This window comes from Kitasatospora sp. NPDC034533, assembly GCF_055575155.1.
In genome coordinates, this window is record NZ_JBVITE010000005.1 from 185,080 (window position 1) to 208,049 (window position 22,970).

19 protein-coding genes are annotated in these 22,970 nt (G+C 71.6%); 18 read left to right on the forward strand and 1 reads right to left on the reverse strand.

The features are described 5' to 3' along the window. Positions 1-59: 59 nt before the first annotated feature. A complete protein-coding gene (locus tag ACZ55U_RS06160; protein WP_465522942.1) occupies positions 60-713 on the reverse strand; it encodes a TetR/AcrR family transcriptional regulator in 654 nt (217 codons plus the stop codon). Positions 714-1,232: 519 nt separating this feature from the next. Here ACZ55U_RS06160 and ACZ55U_RS06165 point away from each other — a divergent pair. The 18 genes from ACZ55U_RS06165 (at position 1,233) to ACZ55U_RS06250 (ending at position 22,921) form a co-directional block, all read left to right on the forward strand. After that, positions 1,233-1,592, forward strand: coding sequence for an NADH-quinone oxidoreductase subunit A (locus ACZ55U_RS06165; protein ID WP_030060100.1), 360 nt, complete (start codon positions 1,233-1,235; stop codon positions 1,590-1,592). Positions 1,593-1,720: 128 nt separating this feature from the next. Continuing rightward, the gene (locus ACZ55U_RS06170; protein ID WP_465522944.1) at positions 1,721-2,275 is read left to right on the forward strand and encodes a NuoB/complex I 20 kDa subunit family protein; all 555 of its coding nucleotides are present in this window, start codon (positions 1,721-1,723) and stop codon (positions 2,273-2,275) included. Continuing rightward, positions 2,272-2,985, forward strand: a complete 714-nt coding sequence (locus ACZ55U_RS06175; RefSeq protein ID WP_465522946.1) for an NADH-quinone oxidoreductase subunit C — start codon at positions 2,272-2,274, stop codon at positions 2,983-2,985. Before ACZ55U_RS06170 ends, ACZ55U_RS06175 begins: the two co-directional genes overlap by 4 nt. Next, positions 2,985-4,325, forward strand: coding sequence for an NADH-quinone oxidoreductase subunit D (locus tag ACZ55U_RS06180; protein WP_465522948.1), 1,341 nt, complete (start codon positions 2,985-2,987; stop codon positions 4,323-4,325). Before ACZ55U_RS06175 ends, ACZ55U_RS06180 begins: the two co-directional genes overlap by 1 nt. Then, positions 4,322-5,122: an NADH-quinone oxidoreductase subunit NuoE gene (nuoE, locus tag ACZ55U_RS06185; protein ID WP_465522950.1), complete on the forward strand. Its 801-nt coding sequence runs from the start codon at positions 4,322-4,324 to the stop codon at positions 5,120-5,122. Before ACZ55U_RS06180 ends, nuoE begins: the two co-directional genes overlap by 4 nt. Next, positions 5,122-6,483, forward strand: a complete 1,362-nt coding sequence (nuoF, locus tag ACZ55U_RS06190; protein ID WP_465522952.1) for an NADH-quinone oxidoreductase subunit NuoF — start codon at positions 5,122-5,124, stop codon at positions 6,481-6,483. The genes nuoE and nuoF overlap by 1 nt, the downstream gene beginning before the upstream one ends. After that, a complete protein-coding gene (locus ACZ55U_RS06195; protein ID WP_465522954.1) occupies positions 6,480-9,044 on the forward strand; it encodes an NADH-quinone oxidoreductase subunit G in 2,565 nt (854 codons plus the stop codon). The genes nuoF and ACZ55U_RS06195 overlap by 4 nt, the downstream gene beginning before the upstream one ends. Continuing rightward, a complete protein-coding gene (gene nuoH, locus ACZ55U_RS06200) occupies positions 9,041-10,369 on the forward strand; it encodes an NADH-quinone oxidoreductase subunit NuoH (protein ID WP_465522956.1) in 1,329 nt (442 codons plus the stop codon). Before ACZ55U_RS06195 ends, nuoH begins: the two co-directional genes overlap by 4 nt. 6 nt (positions 10,370-10,375) lie before the next feature. Next, the gene (nuoI, locus tag ACZ55U_RS06205; RefSeq protein WP_465522958.1) at positions 10,376-10,984 is read left to right on the forward strand and encodes an NADH-quinone oxidoreductase subunit NuoI; all 609 of its coding nucleotides are present in this window, start codon (positions 10,376-10,378) and stop codon (positions 10,982-10,984) included. Further along, positions 10,984-11,976, forward strand: a complete 993-nt coding sequence (locus tag ACZ55U_RS06210; protein ID WP_465523006.1) for an NADH-quinone oxidoreductase subunit J — start codon at positions 10,984-10,986, stop codon at positions 11,974-11,976. The genes nuoI and ACZ55U_RS06210 overlap by 1 nt, the downstream gene beginning before the upstream one ends. Then, on the forward strand, positions 11,973-12,272 hold the full coding sequence (gene nuoK / locus ACZ55U_RS06215; RefSeq protein ID WP_049652557.1) for an NADH-quinone oxidoreductase subunit NuoK: 300 nt from the start codon (positions 11,973-11,975) through the stop codon (positions 12,270-12,272). Before ACZ55U_RS06210 ends, nuoK begins: the two co-directional genes overlap by 4 nt. Before the next feature lie 13 nt (positions 12,273-12,285). After that, on the forward strand, positions 12,286-14,181 hold the full coding sequence (nuoL, locus tag ACZ55U_RS06220) for an NADH-quinone oxidoreductase subunit L (RefSeq protein ID WP_465522960.1): 1,896 nt from the start codon (positions 12,286-12,288) through the stop codon (positions 14,179-14,181). Between the two features lie 34 nt (positions 14,182-14,215). Next, positions 14,216-15,835 (forward strand): NADH-quinone oxidoreductase subunit M, encoded by a 1,620-nt coding sequence (locus tag ACZ55U_RS06225; protein ID WP_465522962.1) that lies wholly within the window; start codon positions 14,216-14,218, stop codon positions 15,833-15,835. 11 nt (positions 15,836-15,846) lie between these two features. Beyond that, on the forward strand, positions 15,847-17,469 hold the full coding sequence (gene nuoN / locus ACZ55U_RS06230) for an NADH-quinone oxidoreductase subunit NuoN (RefSeq protein ID WP_465523008.1): 1,623 nt from the start codon (positions 15,847-15,849) through the stop codon (positions 17,467-17,469). A 344-nt stretch (positions 17,470-17,813) separates the two neighbouring features. Next, a complete protein-coding gene (locus tag ACZ55U_RS06235) occupies positions 17,814-18,824 on the forward strand; it encodes a polyprenyl synthetase family protein (protein ID WP_465522964.1) in 1,011 nt (336 codons plus the stop codon). 112 nt (positions 18,825-18,936) lie between these two features. Further along, complete coding sequence (locus ACZ55U_RS06240) at positions 18,937-19,599, forward strand: response regulator (protein WP_465522966.1); 663 nt, start codon at positions 18,937-18,939, stop codon at positions 19,597-19,599. A 200-nt stretch (positions 19,600-19,799) separates the two neighbouring features. Further along, positions 19,800-21,872, forward strand: a complete 2,073-nt coding sequence (locus ACZ55U_RS06245; RefSeq protein WP_465522968.1) for a 2-oxoacid:acceptor oxidoreductase subunit alpha — start codon at positions 19,800-19,802, stop codon at positions 21,870-21,872. Continuing rightward, positions 21,869-22,921 carry a 2-oxoacid:ferredoxin oxidoreductase subunit beta gene (locus tag ACZ55U_RS06250; protein WP_465522970.1) on the forward strand — a complete coding sequence of 351 codons (1,053 nt, stop codon included), beginning with the start codon at positions 21,869-21,871 and terminating at the stop codon, positions 22,919-22,921. Before ACZ55U_RS06245 ends, ACZ55U_RS06250 begins: the two co-directional genes overlap by 4 nt. The last annotated feature ends 49 nt before the right edge of the window (positions 22,922-22,970 follow it).

Genomic DNA, 22,970 nt, shown 5'->3' on the forward strand with positions numbered 1-22,970 from the left:
GGATGCGGTAGGGGGTGGGACGGCCGTGGTTCCCCGGGCGACCGTATCGTGACGTTGCGTCAGTTCCGTTCCGTGGCGGTGGAGGTGGGCGTGAAGAGTCCGGCTCGTGCGGCCAGCGCGGCGGCGTCGGCGGCCCGCTCGGCGGTGCGGGCGTCGAGCGGCTCGCCGGAGACGAACAGCCGGCAGTAGAGCGGCGCGGTGGCGGCCCGGACGACCTCGGCGCCGTCCGTTCCGGTGGGCAACTCGCCCCGGGCGACGGCCCGTTCGACCACCTCGGCGGCCTGGCGGTGGCGGGCGGCGAAGAAGGAGCGCAGGGCGGACGCCCCGGTGTCCGAATGCTGGGCGGCGCAGATCAGCGCGGCCGGCGTCGGGCCGAGTTCCGGGTCGGTGAAGACGGCGAGGACCTCGCGGGTGATCCGGCGGAGGTCCTCTCGGAGGTCCCCGGTGTCGGGCACCGGCCACGGCTGGTCGGCGGAGGCCGTCAGGGCGTCGGCGACCAGGCCGTCCACCCCGCCCCACCGCCGGTAGAGCGTCGCCTTGTGGACGCCGGAGCGGGCGGCGACCGCCTCGACGGTGAGGCCGTCGTACCCGTGCTCGGTGACCTCGGCGAGCGTGGCGGCGACCACCTCCGCCCGGATCCGGGCGCTGCGGCCCCCGGGGCGCGGGGCGGCGGGGGTGCGGGGCCCGGGTTCGGGGCGGGCGGCTTCGGACACGGTCGGCTCCACTCGCATCGAGGTCGGCGTCGGGGCGGCGGCCCTCGGCCCCCAGCCTAATGCGACCCGTGTCGCACGGCCGGGGGCGCTCGCGCGCTTGTGAACGAAGGGTCAAGCGAGCGTTCGGCCCCCCGCCACCCCTGCGAGTGAGCCGCTATAACACGTCAACATGACGCCCGGAAATTTGCCTGTCGCGGCGCATAGTTGATATAGGAACGCGCCTCTGACCAGCCGCTTCACAGATAAATGCGACTGCTTGTGACCATTTGACTGCTTTGCGTTGGCAAGTCTGGGCATGTTCGCATTCACCACCATTCACATGGTGTCGTAGATCACAAAGATGGCGGTGAACTGCGTGTCGCAGATCACAAGCGGACGGGCATAGGATGCGCTCGTTCCAGGCTTTGTGAACTGCCTCACATGAGGTGGATCTCGGGAACTGGAACGCGGGTTCATCTCAGGGTGACCTGCCGGTTCCGATCTGCAGTCAAGGACGACTGGACGGAGGGAGCGGGGGCTATGAATGCCTACGCGCCGATCCTCGTACTCGGTGCCATCGCGGCGGCGTTCGCGGTCGGCTCCGTCGTGATGGCCTCACTCACCGGCCCCAAGCGCTACAACCGGGCCAAGTTGGAGGCGTACGAGTGCGGCATCGAGCCGACCCCGCAGCCCGTGGGCGGCGGTCGGTTCCCGATCAAGTACTACCTGACGGCGATGCTCTTCATCGTCTTCGACATCGAGATCGTCTTCCTCTACCCCTGGGCGGTGACCTTCGACGCCCTGGGGATCTTCGGGCTGGTCGAGATGCTCCTGTTCATCGCCACCGTCTTCGTCGCGTACGCCTACGTGTGGCGCCGCGGCGGCCTGGAGTGGGACTGAGCGCGGGGTGGTCCGAGCGCGGGGTGGCCGCGCCACCCGTCCGCCGGCTGCGCACCCGCTTGTGAACGAGCGGACAAGCCAGAACCGGCCCACGTATCAGCGGACTTGAGGGCATTGAGAGGGATCTGATGGGAATCGAGGAGAAGCTGCCGAGCGGCTTTCTGCTCACGACCGTGGAGACGGCCGCCGGCTGGGTGCGCAAGGCGTCACTCTTCCCGGCCACCTTCGGTCTGGCCTGCTGCGCGATCGAGATGATGACCACCGGCGCCGGCCGCTACGACCTGGCCCGGTTCGGCATGGAGGTCTTCCGGGGCTCGCCCCGGCAGGCCGATCTGATGATCGTGGCGGGACGGGTGAGCCAGAAGATGGCCCCGGTGCTGCGCCAGGTGTACGACCAGATGCCCAATCCCAAGTGGGTCATCTCGATGGGCGTCTGCGCCTCTTCCGGCGGGATGTTCAACAACTACGCGATCGTCCAGGGCGTCGACCACATCGTCCCGGTGGACATCTACCTGCCCGGCTGTCCGCCCCGTCCGGAGATGCTGATGGACGCCATCCTGAAGCTGCACGACAAGATCCGGCACGAGCCGCTGGGCGTGAACAGGCGCCGGGCCGAGGAGCTGGGCGAGGCGCTCGCCCTCAAGGCCACCCCGGTCAGCGAGATGCGGGGGCAGCTGCGATGAACGAGCAGGTACCCGAGACCCGCCGCGAGCAGCCCTCCCGCGAGATCCCGGTCGAGGTGGTCGGCCGCCGCCAGGGCATGTTCGGCGCCAAGGACACCGGCGACACCTCCGGCTTCGGCGGCCTGGCGGCCCCGATCGTGCTGCCCGGCCCGAGCGAACGCCCGTACGGGGGCTGGTTCGACGAGGTCGCCGACGAGCTGGAGGGCGCCCTGGAGGAGCAGGGCCTGGACCCGGTCGAGGTGATCGAGAAGACCGTGGTCGACCGCGGCGAGCTCACCTTCCACATCGACCGCGCCCACCTGCTGAGGACCGTCCGCGTCCTGCGCGACGACCCGGCGCTGCGCTTCGAACTGTGCCTGGGCGTGAGCGGGGTGCACTACCCCGGGGACAAGGGCCGCGAGCTGCACGCGGTCTACCACCTGCGCTCGATCACCCACGGCCGGCTGATCCGGCTGGAGGTCACCGCGCCGGACGCCGACCCGCGGATCCCCTCCGTGGTGAGCGTCTACCCGACCAACGACTGGCACGAGCGCGAGGCCTACGACTTCTTCGGCCTGGTCTTCGAGGGCCACCCGGCGCTCACCCGGATCATGATGCCGGACGACTGGCTGGGCCACCCGCAGCGCAAGGACTACCCGCTCGGCGGCATCCCCGTCGAGTACAAGGGCGCCCAGATCCCGGCTCCCGACCAGCGGAGGTCGTACAGCTGATGAACACCCAGCACTATGGCGAGACCGAGGCGGCGGACGTCCGCGACACCACCGAGGGCCGGGTCTTCACCGTCACCGGCGGCGACTGGGGCGAGGTGGTCGAGGCGGTCGGCCGGGCCGACGACGAGCGCGTCATCGTCAACATGGGCCCCCAGCACCCGTCCACCCACGGCGTGCTGCGGCTGATCCTGGAGATCGACGGCGAGACGGTGAAGGAGGCCCGCTGCGGCATCGGCTACCTCCACACCGGCATCGAGAAGAACATGGAGTTCCGCAGCTGGGTCCAGGGCACCACCTTCGTGACCCGCATGGACTACCTGACGCCGCTGTTCAACGAGACGGCGTACTGCCTGGCGGTCGAGAAGCTGCTCGGCATCACCGGCGACGTCCCGGAGCGGGCGAGCGTCATCCGGGTGATGATGATGGAGCTCAACCGGATCGCCTCGCACCTGGTCTGCCTGGCCACCGGTGGCATGGAGATCGGCTCCACCACGCTGATGATCTACGGCTTCCGCGACCGCGAACTGATCCTGGACGTCTTCGAGTTGGTCACCGGCCTGCGCATGAACCACGCGTACGTGCGCCCCGGCGGCCTCGCCCAGGACCTGCCGCCCGGCGCCGTCGACCAGATCCGCGAGGCGGTCAAGGTCTTCCGCTCCCGGATGCACGAGTACGACAAACTCGCCACCGGCAACCCGGTGTTCAAGGCCCGCCTGGTCGGCGTCGGCTTCCTGGACCTGCCCGGCTGCCTGGCCCTCGGCGCCACCGGACCGATCCTGCGGGCCACCGGCCTGCCGCACGACCTGCGCAAGAGCGACCCGTACTGCGGGTACGAGGACTACGACTTCGAGGTCGCGACCGCCGACAGCGCCGACTCCTACGGCCGGTTCCTGATCCGGCTGGAGGAGATGAAGCAGTCGCTGCGGATCGTCGAGCAGTGCCTGGACCGGCTGCGGCCGGGCCCCGTCATGGTGGCCGACAGGAAGATCGCCTGGCCCGCCCAACTGGCGGTCGGCCCGGACGGGATGGGCAACTCCCTCGACCACATCCGCAAGATCATGGGCACCTCGATGGAGGCCCTGATCCACCACTTCAAGCTGGTCACCGAGGGCTTCAGGGTCCCGGTCGGCCAGGCGTTCTCGGCGATCGAGTCGCCCAAGGGCGAGCTGGGCGTGCACGTGGTCAGCGACGGCGGCACGCGCCCGTACCGGGTCCACTTCAGGGACCCGTCGTTCACCAATCTGCAGACGATGGCGGCGATGTGCGAGGGCGGCCAGGTGGCCGACGTGATCGTCGCGGTGGCCGGGATCGACCCGGTGATGGGAGGCGTGGACCGGTGACCAACGTCGAACTCGGACTGCCGGCACTGCCGGCCGCACCGTACCCCGAGGAGGTGCACGCCCGGCTGGCCGCCGACGCCGCCGAGCTGATCGCCCGCTACCCCCAGTCGCGCTCGGCACTGCTGCCGCTGCTCCACCTGGTGCAGGCCGAGGAGGGCTTCGTCAGCCCGACCGGGATCCGCTTCTGCGCCGAGCAGCTGGACCTCACCACCGCCGAGGTCACCGCGGTCGCGACCTTCTACACCATGTACCGGCGCCGCCCCGCCGGGAAGTACCACGTCGGGGTCTGCACCAACACCCTGTGCGCGGTGCTCGGCGGCGACCAGATCTTCGCCGAGCTCCAGGAGCACCTGGGCATCCGCAACAACGAGACCACCGAGGACGGCGCGGTCTCGATCGAGCACATCGAGTGCAACGCGGCCTGCGACTACGCCCCCGTGGTGATGGTCAACTGGGAGTTCTTCGACGACCAGACCCCGGAGAGCGCCCGGCGGCTGGTCGACGACCTGCGCGCCGGACGCGAGGTCCGGCCCACCCGCGGCGCCCGGCTGTGCGGCTTCAAGGAGACCGCCCGGATCCTGGCCGGCTTCCCCGACGAGCGCCCCGGCGCCAACGACGAGTCCGGCGCCGGCGGCGCCCCCTCGATGGCCGGCCTGCGGCTGGCCCGGGGCGAGGCCCTGCCCGGCACCCCCGGCGCCAAGGTGGTCTCCCCCCGCCACGAGGGCAACGGCCAGACCGACAGCGGCACCACGGGCGACGGCGCCACGGGCGACGGCCAGGAAGGGAGCGGGGCGTGATGACCTCTGCCGAACCGGCCGAGAAGCTGCTCACCCCGGTGCTGTCCGACTCCTGGGACGACACCCGCCCCTGGACGCTCGACACCTACCGGCGCCACCACGGCTACGAGGGACTCAAGGCCGCCCTCGCCATGCCGCCGGACGACGTGATCGCCCTGGTCAAGGACTCGGGGCTGCGCGGTCGCGGCGGCGCCGGCTTCCCGACGGGGATGAAGTGGCAGTTCATCCCGCAGAACGACGGCAAGCCGCACTACCTGGTGGTCAACGCGGACGAGTCCGAGCCGGGCACCTGCAAGGACATCCCGCTGCTGTTCGCCAACCCCCACGCGCTGATCGAGGGCATGATCATCGCCTCCTACGCGATTCGCTGCGACCACGCCTTCGTCTACCTGCGCGGCGAGGTCGTCCCGGTGCTGCGCCGACTGCACGCGGCCGTCGCCGAGGCGTACGCGGCCGGGCTGCTGGGCCGGAACATCCTCGGCTCGGGAGTCGACCTCGACATCACCGTGCACGCCGGCGCCGGCGCCTACATCTGCGGCGAGGAGACGGCGCTGCTGGACTCGCTGGAGGGCCGCCGGGGCCAGCCGAGGCTGCGGCCGCCGTTCCCGGCGATCGCCGGCCTCTACGCCTGCCCGACGGTGGTCAACAACGTCGAGTCGATCGCCTCGGTGCCGCCGATCCTGGCCCGCGGCAAGGAGTGGTTCAAGGCCCTGGGCACCGAGAAGTCGCCCGGCTTCACGCTCTACTCGCTCTCCGGCCACGTCACCAACCCCGGCCAGTACGAGGCCCCGCTCGGCATCACGCTGCGCCAGCTGCTCGACCTCAGCGGCGGCGTCCGCGCCGGGCACCGGCTGAAGTTCTGGACCCCGGGCGGCTCCTCCACCCCGATGTTCACCGACGAGCACCTCGACGTCCCGCTGGACTACGAGGGCGTCGGCGCGGCCGGCTCGATGCTCGGCACCAAGGCGCTCCAGGTCTTCGACGAGACCACCTGCGTGGTGCGCGCGGTCACCCGCTGGACGGAGTTCTACGCCCACGAGTCCTGCGGCAAGTGCACCCCCTGCCGCGAGGGCACCTACTGGCTGGTCCAGCTGCTCAAGCGGATCGAGGCGGGCGAGGGCGTCGACGGGGACCTGGAGAAGCTCCTCGACATCGCCGACAACATCAACGGCAAGTCCTTCTGCGCCCTGGGCGACGGCGCGGCCAGCCCGATCGTCTCCTCGCTCAAGCACTTCCGGGCCGAGTACGAGCAGCACCTGGCCGAGCGCCGCTGCCCGTTCGACCCGGCCGCCTCCACCGTCTGGGCCGACGGCCCCCGCCCCGGCCACCAGTCCGCCACCGAAAGGGAGGTGCACGCGTGACGATCACAGAGCCAACCGCCTCCGAGACCGCGGTCGAACTGGTCACGCTCACCATCGACGGCGTCGAAGTGCGGGTCCCCAAGGGGACGTTGGTGATCCGGGCCGCCGAGACCATCGGCACCCAGATCCCGCGCTTCTGCGACCACCCGTTGCTCGACCCGGCCGGCGCCTGCCGCCAGTGCATCGTCGAGATCGAGGGCCAGCGCAAGCCGGTCGCCTCCTGCACCATCCCGGTGGCCGAGGGCATGGTGGTGCGCACCCAGCTCAGCTCACCGGTGGCCGAGAAGGCGCAGCGCGGCGTGATGGAGCTGCTGCTGATCAACCACCCGCTGGACTGCCCGGTCTGCGACAAGGGCGGCGAGTGCCCGCTCCAGAACCAGGCGATGACCAACGGCGCCGCCGACTCCCGCTTCGAGGGCATGAAGCGCACCTACGAGAAGCCGGTGCCGATCAGCAGCCAGGTGCTGCTGGACCGCGAGCGCTGCGTGCTGTGCGCGCGCTGCACCCGCTTCTCGCAGCAGATCGCCGGGGACCCGTTCATCGACCTGGTGGAGCGCGGGGCACTGCAACAGGTCGGCACCGGCGAGGGGGACGACTTCGAGTCCTACTTCTCCGGGAACACCATCCAGATCTGCCCGGTGGGGGCGCTGACCTCGGCGGCGTACCGGTTCCGCTCGCGCCCGTTCGACCTGACCTCCTCGCCGAGCGTGTGCGAGCACTGCGCCTCCGGCTGCGCGCAGCGCACCGACCACCGGCGCGGCAAGGTGCTGCGCCGGCTGGCGGGCGAGGACCCGGCGGTGAACGAGGAGTGGAACTGCGACAAGGGCCGCTTCGCCTTCCGCTACGCCCAGCTGCGGGACCGGCTGACCACCCCGCTGGTGCGGGTGGACGGCGAACTGGTGCCGGCCTCCTGGCCGGAGGCGCTGGCCCGGGCGGCCCAAGGGCTGCGCGAGGCCCGGACCGGGGTGCTGGCCGGCGGCCGGCTGACGGTCGAGGACGCCTACGCGTACGGGAAGTTCGCGCGGGTGGTGCTGGGCACCAACGACGTGGACTTCCGGGCCCGCCCGCACAGCGGCGAGGAGGCCGACTTCCTGGCCGCGGCGGTGGCCGGGCGGGGCGTCGACCTGGACGGCTCCGGAGTCGCGTACCAGGACCTCGACCGGGCGCCGGCGGTGCTGCTGGCGGGCTTCGAGCCGGAGGAGGAGTCGCCGATCGTCTTCCTGCGGCTGCGCAAGGCGACCCGGGCGGCGGGCCTGAAGGTGTTCTCGGTGGCCGCGTACGGCTCCCGGGGCCTGGCGAAGCTGCGCGGGGCGCTGCTGCCGGCGGCGCCCGGCACCGAGCCGGAGTGGTTCGCGGCGCTGGCGGCGGACGAGCCGCTGAGCGACGACGCGGGCCGGGCGGCCGAACTGCTGCGCGCGCCGGGCGCGGTGATCCTGGCGGGCGAGCGGCTGGCCGCCGTCCCGGGCGCGCTGACGGCGGTGCTGCGGCTGGCGCACGCGACCGGCGCGAGGCTCGCCTGGGTGCCGCGCCGGGCGGGTGAGCGCGGGGCCGTGGAGGCCGGCGTGCTGCCGGGCCTGCTGCCGGGCGGCCGTCCGGTGGCCGTTCCGGCGGCCCGGGCGCAGGCGGCCGCCGTGTGGGGCGGGGCCGAGCTGCCGTCCCGGCCGGGCCGGGACACCGGCGGCATCCTGGCGGCGGCCGTGCGGGGCGAGCTGGACGCGCTGGTGGTCGGCGGTGTGGACCCGGACGACCTGCCGGATCCGGCGCTGGCCGACGAGGCGCTGGCGGCGGTGCCGTTCCTGGTGTCGCTGGAGCTGCGGCCCTCGGCGGTGACGGCGCACGCGGACGTGGTGCTGCCGGTGGCGGCGGTGGCGGAGAAGGCGGGCACCTTCCTGGACTGGGAGGGCCGGGTGCGGATGTTCGAGGCCGCGCTCAAGCCGGACCAGCAGATGGGCCGCCACCTCCAGTCGGACCTGCGGGTGCTGAACATGCTGGCGGACGCCCTGGGCCACCGGCTGGGCCTGCCGGACGTCCGGGCGGCCCGGCTGGAGCTGGACCGGTTCGTCCCCTGGGAGGGCGACCGCACGGCCGACCCGGCCGAGCACCCGGCCGTGCTGCCCCGGCCGGCCGAGGGCCAGGCTGTGCTGGCGGGCTGGCGCCTGCTGCTGGACAACGGCGTGCTGCAGCAGGGGGATCCGCACCTGGCCGGCACCCGGCACCGGGCGGTGGCCCGGATCTCGGCGGAGACGGCCAAGGAGATCGGCGCCGAGGCGGCCGCCGCGCTGCGGCTGACCGGCCCGGCGGGCTCGCTGACCCTGCCGCTGGAGGTCACCGACTCGATCCCGGACCGCACGGTCTGGATCCCGCTCGACTCCACACCGGGCGGCGCCCACCGCGCGCTCGGCACCACCGTCGGCCACCTGGTCTCGATCGCCGCGGCCGAGCCCGAGCCCGAGCCCGAGCCCGAGCCCGCACCCGAGCCGGGGACCCAGGCCGAGGCCACCGCCGACACCGCCGCCGCCGACACCGCGGCCGAAGCCGCGGGCGAAGGGGAGGACCGATGACTTCGCAGCCGTACGAGACGCTCCACTTCTTCGGGCAGGACCCGTGGTGGCTGGTGCTGCTGAAGGCGGTGTTCTGCTTCGCCTTCCTGGTCCTGACGGTCCTGATCGCGATCGTCTGGGAGCGCAAGGTGGTGGCCTGGATGCAACTGCGCATCGGGCCCAACCGGCACGGCCCGTGGGGCATGCTCCAGTCGCTGGCGGACGGCGTGAAGCTGGCGCTGAAGGAAGACCTGGTGGTCAAGGGCTCGGACAAGGTGGTCTACATCCTGGCCCCGATCGTCTGCGCCATCCCCGCGTTCATGGCCTTCGCGGTGATCCCGTTCGGACCGGCCGGCAACGAGGTGTCGGTCTTCGGCACCCGTACGCCGCTCCAGCTGACGGACTTCCCGGTGGCCCTGCTGTACATCCTGGCGACGGCCTCGATCGGGATCTACGGCATCGTGCTGGCGGGCTGGTCGTCCGGCTCGACGTACCCGCTGCTGGGCGGGCTGCGCTCGGCCGCGCAGATGGTCAGCTACGAGATCGCGATGGGCCTGGCCTTCGCGGCGGTGTTCATCTACTCCGGCTCGATGTCGACCTCGGAGATCGTGGCGCACCAGCAGCCGACCTGGTTCGCGGCGCTGCTGCCGGTGTCGTTCATCGTCTACGTCATCGCGATGGTCGGCGAGACCAACCGGGCGCCGTTCGACCTGCCGGAGGCCGAGGGCGAGCTGGTCGGCGGCTTCAACACCGAGTACTCCTCGCTGAAGTTCGCGATGTTCATGCTGGCCGAGTACGTGAACATGGTGACGGTCTCGGCGGTGGCCTCGACCCTCTTCCTGGGCGGCTGGCGGGCCCCGTGGCCGGTGTCGACGTTCTGGGAGGGCGCCAACCACGGCTGGTGGCCGATGCTGTGGATCACCCTGAAGATCCAGCTGCTGCTGTTCTTCTTCATCTGGCTGCGCGGCACGCTGCCCCGGTTCCGCTACGACCAGTTCATGAAGCTGGGCTGGAAGGTGCTGATCCCGGTCTCGCTGGTGTGGCTGGTGCTGATCGCGAGCGTGCGGGCGCTGCGCAACGAGGGCTACGGCTTCGGCGAGGTGGTGCTGTACGTGGGCGCCCCGGTCGCCGTGATCCTGCTGCTGGCGCTGCTGCGGGACTTCGCGAGGAAGCAGCCGGAGCCCGAAGAGGCCCCGCCGGCAACGGAGTTCGACCCGATGGCGGGCGGCTACCCCGTCCCGCCGATGCCCGGTCAGGCGCTCCCGCCGGTGCCGCGCCGGCCCAGCCGCGCCCCGAAGCAACTCCAGGACGCCCTCAACGGGGCCGACCATTCCGAAGGGAGCTGAACCGAGATGTCCGACCAGTCCGACCGTACGGACCGCCCCGAACGGGGCGACCGCCCGTCGATCCTCGGCCCGGCCGCCGGCTTCGGCGTGACCTTCAAGGCCATGTTCAAGAAGCGGCTCACCGAGCAGTACCCGGAGCAGAAGAAGCCCACCGCTCCGCGCTTCCACGGCCGCCACCAGCTGAACCGGCACCCGGACGGCCTGGAGAAGTGCGTCGGCTGCGAGCTGTGCGCGTGGGCCTGCCCGGCCGACGCGATCTACGTGGAGGGCGCCGACAACCGGGACGAGGAGCGCTACTCCCCGGGCGAGCGCTACGGCGCGGTGTACCAGATCAACTACGCCCGCTGCATCCTGTGCGGGCTGTGCATCGAGGCCTGCCCGACCCGGGCGCTGACCATGACCAACGAGTACGAGCTGGCCGACTCCTCCCGCCGGGACCTGATCTTCACCAAGGAGCAGCTGCTGGTGGGCCTGTCCGAGGGCATGGTCGACACCCCGCACGCGATCTTCCCGGGCACCGACGAGGGCGCCTACTACCGGGGCGAGGTCACCGCGGCGGCGCCGGGGACGGTCCAGCAGGAGCGCACCGACCGGGAGAAGGAGGTGCGGCAGTGATCGCGCGGCTGGCGGAAGCGACCGGGACGACCTCCACGGGTGAGGCCGTCCAGTTCTGGGTGCTCGCGGTGATCGCGGTCGGCGGCGCGCTCGGCATGGTGACGATGCGCAAGGCCGTGCACAGCGCGCTCTGCCTGGCGGCCACCATGCTGGCGCTGGCGGTCTGCTACATGGCCCAGGGCGCGGTGTTCCTGGGCGTGGTGCAGATCGTGGTCTACACCGGCGCGATCATGATGCTGTTCCTGTTCGTGGTGATGCTGGTCGGCGTCACCAGCGAGGACTCTCCCTCCTCGCCCGCCAACGGGCAGGAGGGGCCCCTGAAGGAGCACCTGAAGGGCCAGCGGTTCGCCGCGGCGCTGTGCGGGCTGGGCTTCGGGGTGCTGCTGGTCGCCGGGATCGCCAACGCGAGGCTGAACCACTTCACCGGGCTGTCCGAGGCGAACGCCGAGGGCAACGTGCCGGGCCTGGCCCGGCTGATCTTCACCCGGTACGTGTGGGCCTTCGAGGTCACCGGCGCGCTGCTGATCACGGCGGCGATCGGTGCGATGGTGCTGACCCACCGGGAGCACGTGACGGCGCCCAAGACCCAGCGCGAGCTGGCGGCGCAGCGGGTCAAGGACAACATCCAGGTGCCGCCGCTGCCGGCGCCGGGCGTGTACGCGCGGCACAACGCGGTGGACGTCCCGGCGCTGCTGCCGGACGGCACGATCGCCGAGGACTCGGTGATGGCGACGCTGCGCGAGCGCGGCCAGGTCCGGGACGTCAGCCAGGCGATGCTGCGGCGGATGGCGGAGCTGGAGAACACCACGGCGGACTGGCTGGGCCGTCCCTCCTCGGAGCGGCCGGCGGTGGCCGCTCCGCGCAGGTCGCTGGAGCCGGTGCCGGCGAACGGCGAGCGGGGCCCGGTGAACGGCGGGCGCGGGCCGGTGAACGGCGAGCCGGTGCCGGCGAACCACGTGAAGCACCCGGGCGACGAGGAGGGCGCGGAGTGAACCCGGTCAACTACCTCTACCTGTCGGCCCTGTTGTTCACCATCGGCGCGGCCGGGGTGCTGGTGCGGCGCAACGCGATCGTGCTGTTCATGTGCGTGGAGCTGATGCTGAACGCCTCGAACCTCGCCCTGGTGACCTTCTCCCGGCTGCACGGGACCCTGGACGGCCAGATCATCGCGTTCTTCACGATGGTGGTCGCGGCGGCCGAGGTCGTGGTCGGCCTCGCCATCATCGTCTCCATCTTCCGGACCAGGCACTCCGCTTCGGTCGACGACAGCAACCTGATGAAGCTGTAGGCGGAGGGCCTCGGTGAACTCTCTCATTCCGCTGCTGGTGGCGGCTCCACTGGCCGGTGCCGCCCTGCTGCTGCTCGGCGGCCGGGCGCTGGACCGGTACGGCCACTGGCTGGCCACGGCGCTCGCGGCGCTCTCGTTCGGCTTCGGCCTGGTCCTGTTCTCGGACATGCTCGGCCGCGACGCCGAGCACCGGGCGGTCACCCGGCACCTGTTCAGCTGGATCCCGGTGAACGGCTTCCAGGCCGACATCTCCTTCCGGCTCGACCAGCTCTCGATGACCTTCGTCCTGCTGATCACCGGCGTCGGCACGCTGATCCACCTGTACTCGGTGGGCTACATGGCGCACGACGAGCGCCGGCGCCGCTTCTTCGCGTACCTGAACCTGTTCCTGGCGGCCATGCTGCTGCTGGTGGTCGCCGACAACTACCTGCTGCTGTACTTCGGCTGGGAGGGCGTGGGCCTGGCCTCGTACCTCCTGATCGGCTTCTGGCAGCACAAGCCGAGCGCGGCGACGGCGGCGAAGAAGGCCTTCGTCGTCAACCGGGTCGGCGACATGGGCCTGTCCATCGCGATCATGCTGATGTTCGCGGAGTTCGGCTCCTTCGCCTTCGACCCGGTCTTCGGGAGCGCGCACGAGGCGAGCGAGGGCAAGCTGACGGCGATCGGCCTGATGCTGCTGCTGGCGGCCTGCGGCAAGTCGGCGCAGGTGCCGCTGCAGTCCTGGCTCGGGGACGCCATGGAGGGCCCGACCCCGGTCTCGGCCCTGATCCACGCGGCCACCATGGTGACCGCCGGGGTCTACCTGATCACCCGGTCCGCGGCGGTCTTCGACCTGGCGCCGGACGCCCGGACCGCCGTGGTGGTGGTCGGCGCGGTCACGCTGCTGTTCGGTGCCGTCGTCGGTTGCGCCAAGGACGACATCAAGAAGGCGCTGGCCGGCTCGACCATGTCGCAGATCGGCTACATGGTGCTGGCGGCCGGGCTGGGCCCGATCGGCTACGCCTTCGCGATCATGCACCTGGTGACCCACGGCTTCTTCAAGGCCGGGCTGTTCCTCGGCGCCGGGTCAGTCATGCACGGCATGAACGACGAGGTGAACATGCGTCACTACGGCGGACTGCGCAAGTCCATGCCGTGGACCTTCGGCACCTTCTTCGTCGGCTACCTCGCCATCATCGGCTTCCCGGGCCTGTCCGGCTTCTTCTCCAAGGACCGGATCATCGAGGCGGCCTTCGCCAAGGGCGGCACCGAGGGCTGGATCCTCGGGCTGTGCGCGCTGGTCGGCGCGGCGGTCACCGCGTTCTACATGACCCGCGTGGTGGTGCTGACCTTCTTCGGCGAGAAGCGCTGGCAGCCCGACGCGGAGGGCAACCTCCCGCACCCCCACGAGTCGCCGAGGACGATGGTGATCCCGATGGTGCTGCTGGCCGTCGGCTCGGCGGGCGCGGGCGCGCTGTTCGACGTCAACGACGGCTTCCTGAAGTGGCTGGAGCCGGTCACCGGCCACAGCGAGGGCAACTCGCCGCTCGGCGCGTGGACCGTCACCGGGCTCACCACGGCCTGCATGCTGGCCGGCGTCGGCCTCGCGTACCTGATGTACGGGCGCTCGCCCGTCCCGGTGGTGGCGCCGGTCGGCTCCCCGCTCACCCGGGCCGCCCGCCGTGACCTGTTGCAGGACGACTTCAACCACGCCGTGCTGGTGCGGCCGGGCTCGGCGCTCACCGCGACGCTGGTCTTCTTCGACAGCCGCGGCCTGGACGGCGCGGTGAACGGCCTGGCCGCCGCCATCGGCGGTCTCTCCGGCCGGCTGCGGCGGGTCCAGAACGGCTTCGTCCGCTCGTACGCGCTCTCCATGTTCGGCGGCACGCTGGTGCTGGCCGCCATGACTCTCCTGATGAGGTCCGTCTGATGACTCGTCCCGAATCACCTTGGGAGGTCAGGCCATGAGTGCGCTGCTGACCGCCACCTGCGCCGTCCCGGCGGCCGGCGCGGTACTGACCGCCGCCCTGCCGGCCGGGTCGAACGAGGCCCGGCGCAGGACCACCAAGGCCGTCGCGCTGGGCGTCTCGGCCGTCACCCTGGCGCTGGCCGCCGTGGTGGCGACGCGGTTCGACCCGCACGGCGACCGCTTCCAGCTGACCGAGTCGTACAGCTGGATCCGCTCCTTCGGCATCACCTTCTCGCTCGGGGTGGACGGCATCGGCGCCGTCCTCGCCCTGCTCACGGCGGTGCTGGTGCCGATGGTGATCCTCGCCTCCTGGCACGACGCCGACCCGGGCGCCGCCGGGCCCGACGGCACCTTCGAGAACGTGCGCCGGACCCAGGGCTTCTTCGCCCTGATCCTGGCGGTGGAGGCGATGGTGATCGTCTCCTTCTACGCCACCGACGTCTTCGTGTTCTACGTGTTCTTCGAAGCCATGCTGATCCCGATGTACTTCCTGATCGGCGGCTTCGGGGACCGGGCCGGCGGCCCCGAGTCGGCGCGCCAGCGCTCCTACGCGGCCGTGAAGTTCCTCCTCTACAACCTGCTCGGCGGCCTGGTGATGCTGGCCGCCGTGATCGGCCTGTACGTGATCGCGCAGGACCAGGGCTTCGGCACCTTCGACCTGCCGACCCTCACCTCGGCGATCGCCGACGGCCGGCTCCAGCTGAGCGGCACCGCCGAGAAGGCGCTGTTCCTGGGCTTCTTCTTCGCCTTCGCGGTGAAGGCCCCGCTGTGGCCGCTGCACACCTGGCTGCCGAACGCGATGGGCGAGTCCACCGCCGGCACCGCGGTGCTGATCACCGCGGTGGTGGACAAGGTCGGCACCTTCGCGATGCTGCGCTTCTGCCTCGGGCTGTTCCCGAACGCCTCGAAGACCTTCGCCCCGGCGATCCTGGTCCTGGCGCTGATCGGGATCGTCTACGGCGCGCTGCTGGCGATCGGCCAGAAGGACATCAAGCGCCTGGTGGCGTACGCGTCGATCTCGCACTTCGGCTTCATCATCATGGGCATCTTCGCCCTGACCAGCCAGGGCCAGAGCGGCGCCACCCTCTACATGGTCAACCACGGCCTGTCCACGGCGGCCTGGATGCTGGTGGCCGGGTTCCTGATCTCGCGCCGCGGCTCGCGGCTGATCGCCGACTACGGCGGGGTGCAGAAGGTCGCCCCGGTGCTCGCCGGGACGTTCCTGATCGGCAGCCTGGCCACCCTGTCGCTGCCCGGCCTCGCCCCGTTCGTCAGCGAGTTCCTGGTGCTGGTGGGCACCTTCACCCGCTACCCGGCGATCGGCGTCGTGGCCACCTTCGGCATCGTGCTGGCCGCGCTGTACGCCCTGCTGCTGTACCAGCGCACCATGACCGGCCCGGTGCGGGAGGGCGTGCGGACGCTGCCCGACCTCAAGGCCCGCGAACTCGCCGTGGTCACCCCGCTGGTGGCGCTGACCATCCTGCTCGGCGTCTACCCCAAGCCGCTCACCGACCTGGTCAACCCCTCGGTGAACGCGACGCTGTCGCAGGTCCACCAGACCGATCCGGCGCCGGCCCACCCCGTCGCCGCCACCTCAGGAGGTGAGCAGAAGTGAGCGCCACCGCAATGCTCGCCGCCGCGGGCGGCAACACCGCCAGCATCCCGGCGCCGCACATCGAGTACGGCCAACTGTCCCCGATGATCGTGGTGTTCGCCGCCGCCGTGGCCGGCGTCCTGGTCGAGGCCTTCGTGCCCCGCCGGTACCGGCACTGGACCCAGGTGGCGCTGGCCCTGGCCGGGCTGGCCGGCGCCTTCGTCGCGGTGGTGGTGCTGGCCGTCCGCAGCCACGGCTTCACCCGGATCGACCTGCTGGCCATGGAGACCGTCGCGATGGACGGCCCGGCGCTGTTCCTCCAGGGCGTCATCCTGCTGGTCTCGGTGGTCGCGGTGCTCACCTACGCCGAGCGCAGGCTGGAGCCCAAGGCCGGCGGCCTGCCCGCCGACGCCTTCGCCGCCCAGGCCGCCGCCACCCCCGGCGGCGAGCACGAGCGGGCCGCGATCCGGGCCGGCTTCGCCACCAGCGAGGTCTTCCCGCTCACCATGTTCGCCGTCGCCGGCATGCTGCTGTTCCCGGCCGCCAACGACCTGCTGACCATGTTCGTGGCGCTGGAGGTCTTCTCGCTGCCGCTGTACCTGCTGTGCGCGCTGGCCCGCCGCCGCCGGCTGCTCTCCCAGGAGGCGGCGGTCAAGTACTTCCTGCTCGGCGCCTTCGCCTCGGCGTTCTTCCTGTTCGGCACCGCGCTGCTGTACGGCTACGCGGGCAGCGTGAAGCTCGGCGACATCGGCGACGTCATCTCCGGCAAGGCGATGACCACCCCGGCGCAGCTGAGCACCACCCAGAGCGACGCGCTGGTGCTCACCGGCCTGGCGATGCTGGCCGTCGGCCTGCTGTTCAAGGTCGCCGCGGTGCCCTTCCACTCCTGGACCCCGGACGTCTACCAGGGCGCGCCGACCCCGGTGACCGGCTTCATGGCGGCGGCCACCAAGGTCGCGGCCTTCGGCGCCTTCCTGCGGCTGTTCTACGTGGCCTTCCCGGGCCTGCGGCTGGACTGGCGGCCGGTGATGTGGGGGGTGGCGATCCTCACCATGGTGGTCGGCGCGGTCCTCGCGGTGACCCAGCAGGACGTCAAGCGCCTGCTGGCGTACTCCTCGATCGCGCACGCCGGGTTCATCCTGACCGGCGTGATCGCCGTCAACAAGCAGGGCATCTCCTCGGTGCTGTTCTACCTGCTGGCGTACTCCTTCGTGACGCTCGGCGCGTTCGCCGTGGTCACCCTGGTGCGCGACTCCAAGGGCGAGGCGACCCACCTGTCCAGCTGGGCCGGGCTCGGACGGCGCTCGCCGCTGCTGGCCGCGGTGTTCGCCCTGTTCCTGCTGGCCTTCGCCGGGATCCCGCTGACCTCGGGCTTCACCGGGAAGTTCGCGGTCTTCCAGGCTGCGGCCAGCGGCGGCGCCACCCCGCTGGTGGTCGTCGGTGTGCTGAGCTCGGCGGTGGCGGCGTTCTTCTACATCCGGGTCATCGTGCTGATGTTCTTCTCGGACCCGCAGCCGGGCGGCCCCACGGTGGCGATCCCGAGCGCCTTCACGGCGACCGCGATCGGAGTGGGGGTACTGGTCACGCTGGGTCTCGGACTGCTCCCGCAGTACTTCCTCGACCTGGCCTCCAAGGCCTCACTGTTCGTGCGCTGACCTTTTCGCCGAGTCCGTCGCCGGCCCTTCCGCCGGCCTTCGCGTCCACCGCTCCCGACCGGGACCCGTCCGGGCCGCGCTCCGCCGCGCGGCCCGGACGGCTCTTTGCCGGCAGCCCGCGGCGGGGGAGCCCGAGGGCTCTCCCGCCTTTATTTCCGGCCGAATTCGCCCCCACCGCCGTCCGAGCCACACATCCGTCCTGACCAGGGCATCAAGCACGATCATGACAGGATCCGCACGCCCGTGCAGTGATCCACTCACGACCGGATACCCTGCCTGTATGGCCAGCGGCGGCACTCAGGGACCAGGCCGCTAGATCGACCAGGGACAGAGGAGTGGTCTTCGTGACCGTCGTGGAACCCTTCGGGCTCAGCGTGCAGGACCGCGACCTGACCCGGGACGTCCAGGCCGGACTGGACGCGGTGGAGGCGGCGCTCGGCGAGGCCGTCAAGAGCGACGTCCCGTTCATCACCGTCACCGCCAGCCACCTCCTGGAGGCCGGCGGCAAGCGCTTCCGTCCGCTGCTCCTGCTGCTGGCCGCCCAGTTCGGCGACCCGGGCGCGCCCGGCGTGGTGCCCGCCGCCGTCGTGGTCGAACTGACCCACCTGGCCACGCTGTACCACGACGACGTCATGGACGAGGCGCCGGTGCGCCGAGGCGCCCCCAGCGCCAACTCCCGCTGGGACAACTCGGTCGCCATCCTCACCGGCGACTTCCTGTTCTCCCGCGCCTCCCAGGTGCTCGCCGACCTCGGCCCGGAGGCCGTGCGGATGCAGGCCGAGGCCTTCGAGCGGCTGGTCACCGGCCAGATCCTGGAGACCCGCGGCCCCGGCCCGGAGATGGACCCGCTGCTGCACTACCTGGACGTCCTGGAGGGCAAGACCGGCTCGCTGATCGCCGTCTCCTGCCGGATAGGAGCGCTGATGGCCGGTGCCGAGCGCGACCTGGTGGACACCCTCGGCGAGTTCGGCGAGCGGATCGGCATCGCCTTCCAGCTGGCCGACGACGTGCTCGACATCGCCAGCGACGGCCACGAGTCCGGCAAGACCCCCGGCACCGACCTGCGCGAGGGCGTGCCGACCCTGCCGACCCTGCTGCTGCGGCAGATGCCCGCCGACCCGTCCGACCCGGACGACACCCGGCTGCGCGAACTGCTCGACCAGGACCTCGCGGACGACGACCTGCACGCCGAGGCGCTGCGCCTGCTGCGCGCCCACCCCGCGCTGGAGCGCGCCCGCGCCGAGACGCTGCGCCGGGCCGAGGAGGCCCGGGCGCTGCTCGCCCCGCTGCCGGACTGCGCGGCCAAGACCGCCCTGGTGGGCCTCTGCGACGCGGTGGCGATCCGCACCATGTGAGCCGGGCCGGCGCCGCCCCCGCGGCCGCGGACGTGGCCGGACTGGGGGACCCGGTGCGCCCGGTGATGGGGGAGACTGACTCCCGTCAGCACTCCCTGCCCGGAAGGTCGCCATGCGTCGCGTCGTCATCGCCGAGGACTCCGTACTGCTGAGGGAGGGCCTGACCCGGCTGCTCACCGACCGCGGCCTGGAGGTCGTCGCGGGGGTCGGGGACGGCGAGGCCCTGGTGCGGACCATCCACGAGCTGGCCGCGGCCGACGCCCTGCCGGACGTGGTGGTCTCCGACGTGCGGATGCCCCCGACCCACACCGACGAGGGCCTGCGCGCCTGCGTCGAGCTGCGGGCCCGCTACCCGCGACTGGGCGTGCTGGTGCTGTCGCAATTCGTGGAGGAACGTTACGCCTCGGAGCTGCTGGCCGACTCCACCCGGGGCGTCGGCTACCTGCTCAAGGACCGGGTCGCCGAGGTGCGCGAGTTCGCCGACGCGGTGGTCCGGGTCGCCGAGGGCGGCACCGCGCTGGACCCGGAGGTGGTGCAGCAGCTCTTCAGCCGCAGCCGCAAGGGCGACGTTCTGGCCAATCTCACGCCGCGCGAGCGCGAGGTGCTCGGGCTGATGGCGGAGGGCCGCACCAACGCCGCCGTCGCCAAGCAGCTGGTGGTCTCCGACGGCGCCGTGGAGAAGCACGTCAGCAACATCTTCCTCAAGCTGGGTCTGACCCAGAGCGCGGAGGACCACCGCCGGGTGCTGGCGGTGCTCACCTACCTCAACTCCTGAGGGCGTCCGCCCGCGACCGGACGGCGCTCCCCGGCGACGCCCGGGAGCGCATCTCGGCCATGCGTCCGCCGCGCCCTCGCGCCCGCCCGCCGGAGCCGGAATGATCTCCGCCGGGCGGGCGTTGACGTTCCTGTGCGGTGCAGTCGCGGGCCGGTGAAATCTGCCGTGGCTCCGGCCGTCGTCATGTCAGCCCGCATAGGATGCGAGAGGTGCACCAAGCGGACGGGGCACGGGGCCGCGCCCGCGGTGGTGCGCCCACGAGGAGGTCCGCGGCAGTGACCAGTCAGGTCGATCAGTCAGAGGCAGTGGACGGCCCGGACGGCGACGCGGCCCGGAGCGGGAACGGCGACGCCGGCCCCGGCTCGGCCGCGCCCGCCGGCCCGACCGCCCCGGGCGGCCCACCGGTGAAGGGCGGCAAGCCGATCCGCAGACTCGATCGGGTGATCATCCGCTTCGCCGGCGACTCCGGTGACGGCATGCAGCTCACCGGTGACCGCTTCACCTCGGAGACGGCGTCCTTCGGCAACGACCTGTCGACGCTGCCGAACTTCCCGGCCGAGATCCGGGCGCCCGCCGGGACGCTGCCGGGCGTCTCGTCCTTCCAGCTGCACTTCGCGGACCACGACATCCTGACGCCGGGCGACGCCCCGAACGTGCTGGTCGCGATGAACCCGGCGGCGCTGAAGGCGAACCTGCCGGACCTGCCGCGCGGCGCGGAGATCATCGTCAACACCGACGAGTTCACCAAGCGCGCCCTCGCCAAGGTCGGCTACTCGGCGGATCCGCTCGGCGACGGCTCGCTGGACGCCTTCCACCTGCACAAGGTGCCGCTGACCACGCTGACCCTGGAGGCGCTCAAGGACAGCGGCCTGGCCCGCAAGGACGCGGAGCGGGCGAAGAACATGTTCGCCCTGGGCCTGCTGTCCTGGATGTACCACCGGCCGACGCACGGGACGGAGTCGTTCCTGCGCACCAAGTTCGCCAAGAAGCCGCAGATCGCCGAGGCGAACATCAGCGCCTTCCGGGCCGGTTGGAACTTCGGCGAGACCACCGAGTCCTTCGCGGTCTCGTACGAGGTGCCGCCGGCCAGGCTCCCGGCCGGGCGCTACCGCAACATCTCCGGCAACCTCGCCCTGTCCTACGGGCTGATCGCCGCCGCGCAGCGCTGCGGCCTGCCGCTGTACCTGGGCTCGTACCCGATCACCCCGGCCTCGGACATCCTGCACGAGCTGAGCCGGCACAAGAACTTCGGGGTGCGCACCTTCCAGGCGGAGGACGAGATCGCCGGGATCGGGGCCGCGCTGGGCGCCTCGTTCGGCGGGGCGCTGGGAGTGACGACCACCTCCGGGCCCGGCGTCGCGCTGAAGTCGGAGACGATCGGGCTCGCGGTGTCGCTCGAACTGCCGCTGCTGATCGTGGACATCCAGCGCGGCGGACCGTCCACCGGCCTGCCGACCAAGACCGAGCAGGCGGACCTGCTCCAGGCGATGTTCGGCCGCAACGGCGAGGCGCCGGTGCCGATCGTCGCCCCGGCCACGCCCGCGGAGTGCTTCGACGCGGCCCTGGAGGCGGCCCGGATCGCGGTCACCTACCGCACCCCGGTCTTCCTGCTCTCCGACGGCTACCTGGCCAACGGCTCGGAGCCCTGGCGCATCCCCGACGTCGACGAACTCCCGCTGGTCGACCCGCGGTTCGCGACCGGACCGAACCGCGAGGACGGCGCCTTCTGGCCCTACCTGCGCGACCCGCGGACCCTCGCCCGGCCCTGGGCGCTGCCCGGCACGCCCGGCCTGGAGCACCGGATCGGCGGCATCGAGAAGCAGGACGGCACCGGCAACATCTCCTACGACCCGGCCAACCACGACTTCATGGTCCGCACCCGCCAGGCCAAGGTCGACGGCATCACCGTCAAACCCCTGGAGGTGGACGACCCGAGCGGGGACGCCCGGGTGCTGGTGCTCGGCTGGGGATCGACCTACGGGCCGATCACCGCCGCGGTGCGCCGGGTGCGCGCCGACGGCGGCGAGGTCGCCCAGGCCCACCTGCGCAACCTCAACCCGTTCCCGGCCAACCTGGGCACGGTGCTGCGCAGTTACGAGAAGGTCATCGTGCCCGAGATGAACCTGGGGCAGCTGGCCCTGCTGCTGCGGGCGAAGTACCTGGTGGACGCCGAGTCCTACAACCAGGTCCGCGGACTGCCCTTCAAGGCCGCCCAGTTGGCGGACGTGCTGTCGGCCGCGATCGGCACCCTGGACGAGGAGGACCACCGATGAGCGAGCAGTTCCCCTCCCTGCACCTCGTCCCCAAGGCCGAAGGACCGCAGAGCGCACGGGACTTCAAGACCGACCAGGAAGTGCGCTGGTGCCCCGGCTGCGGCGACTACGCGATCCTGGCCGCCGTCCAGTCCTTCATGCCCGAGCTGGGCATCAAGCGCGAGAACACCGTGTTCGTCTCCGGCATCGGCTGCTCCTCGCGGTTCCCGTACTACATGAACACCTACGGGGTGCACTCCATCCACGGCCGGGCGCCGGCGATCGCGACCGGGCTGGCCTCCTCGCGCCAGGACCTGAGCGTGTGGGTGGTGACCGGGGACGGCGACGCGCTGTCGATCGGAGGCAACCACCTGATCCACGCCCTGCGGCGGAACGTCAACCTGAAGATCCTGCTGTTCAACAACCGGATCTACGGCCTCACCAAGGGCCAGTACTCGCCGACCAGCGAACTCGGCAAGATCACCAAGTCCACCCCGATGGGCTCCCTGGACGCCCCGTTCAACCCGCTGTCGCTGGCGATCGGCGCCGAGGCCACCTTCGTCGCCCGCACCATCGACTCCGACCGCCAGCACCTCCAGTCGGTGCTGCGCGAGGCCGCCCGGCACCGGGGCACGGCCCTGGTGGAGATCTACCAGAACTGCAACATCTTCAACGACGGCGCCTTCGAGGTCCTGAAGGAGCCGGGCAGCCGGGACGAGGCGCTGATCCGGCTCGAACACGGCCGGCCCGTCCGCTTCGGCGCCGACCTGGCCAACGGCGTCTTCCGCGGCCCGGACGGCGAGCTGACCACCGCCCCCGTCACCGCGGACAACGAGGCGGACGTCCTGGTCCACGACGCCCACGCGTCCAGCCCCACCACGGCCTTCGCCCTCTCCCGCATCGCCGACGCCGACACGCTCCACCACACCCCGATCGGTGTGCTCCGCAGCGTCGAACGCCCCGTCTACGACGAGCTGATGGCCGACCAGCTGGCCGCCGCCACCAGCCGCGGCGGCCCCGGCGACCTGGCCGCCCTGCTCGCCGGCAACGACACCTGGACGGTGGACTGACCCCGGCGGCCCAACCGGGCGGCGCCCCCTGACCCGACCGGGTCAGGGG

Bases quoted from the DNA above. Each gene is read 5' to 3' on its own strand.
- nuoI (WP_465522958.1), top strand. From the start codon at position 10,376: ATGTCCGACCAGTCCGACCGTACGGACCGCCCCGAACGGGGCGACCGC.
- nuoN (WP_465523008.1), top strand. From the start codon at position 15,847: ATGCTCGCCGCCGCGGGCGGCAACACCGCCAGCATCCCGGCGCCGCAC.
- nuoF (WP_465522952.1), top strand. From the start codon at position 5,122: ATGACCTCTGCCGAACCGGCCGAGAAGCTGCTCACCCCGGTGCTGTCC.
- ACZ55U_RS06240 (WP_465522966.1), top strand. From the start codon at position 18,937: ATGCGTCGCGTCGTCATCGCCGAGGACTCCGTACTGCTGAGGGAGGGC.
- nuoH (WP_465522956.1), top strand. From the start codon at position 9,041: ATGACTTCGCAGCCGTACGAGACGCTCCACTTCTTCGGGCAGGACCCG.
- ACZ55U_RS06165 (WP_030060100.1), top strand. From the start codon at position 1,233: ATGAATGCCTACGCGCCGATCCTCGTACTCGGTGCCATCGCGGCGGCG.
- ACZ55U_RS06245 (WP_465522968.1), top strand. From the start codon at position 19,800: ATGCGAGAGGTGCACCAAGCGGACGGGGCACGGGGCCGCGCCCGCGGT.
- ACZ55U_RS06180 (WP_465522948.1), top strand. From the start codon at position 2,985: ATGAACACCCAGCACTATGGCGAGACCGAGGCGGCGGACGTCCGCGAC.
- ACZ55U_RS06175 (WP_465522946.1), top strand. From the start codon at position 2,272: ATGAACGAGCAGGTACCCGAGACCCGCCGCGAGCAGCCCTCCCGCGAG.
- ACZ55U_RS06225 (WP_465522962.1), top strand. From the start codon at position 14,216: ATGAGTGCGCTGCTGACCGCCACCTGCGCCGTCCCGGCGGCCGGCGCG.
- ACZ55U_RS06250 (WP_465522970.1), top strand. From the start codon at position 21,869: ATGAGCGAGCAGTTCCCCTCCCTGCACCTCGTCCCCAAGGCCGAAGGA.
- ACZ55U_RS06170 (WP_465522944.1), top strand. From the start codon at position 1,721: ATGGGAATCGAGGAGAAGCTGCCGAGCGGCTTTCTGCTCACGACCGTG.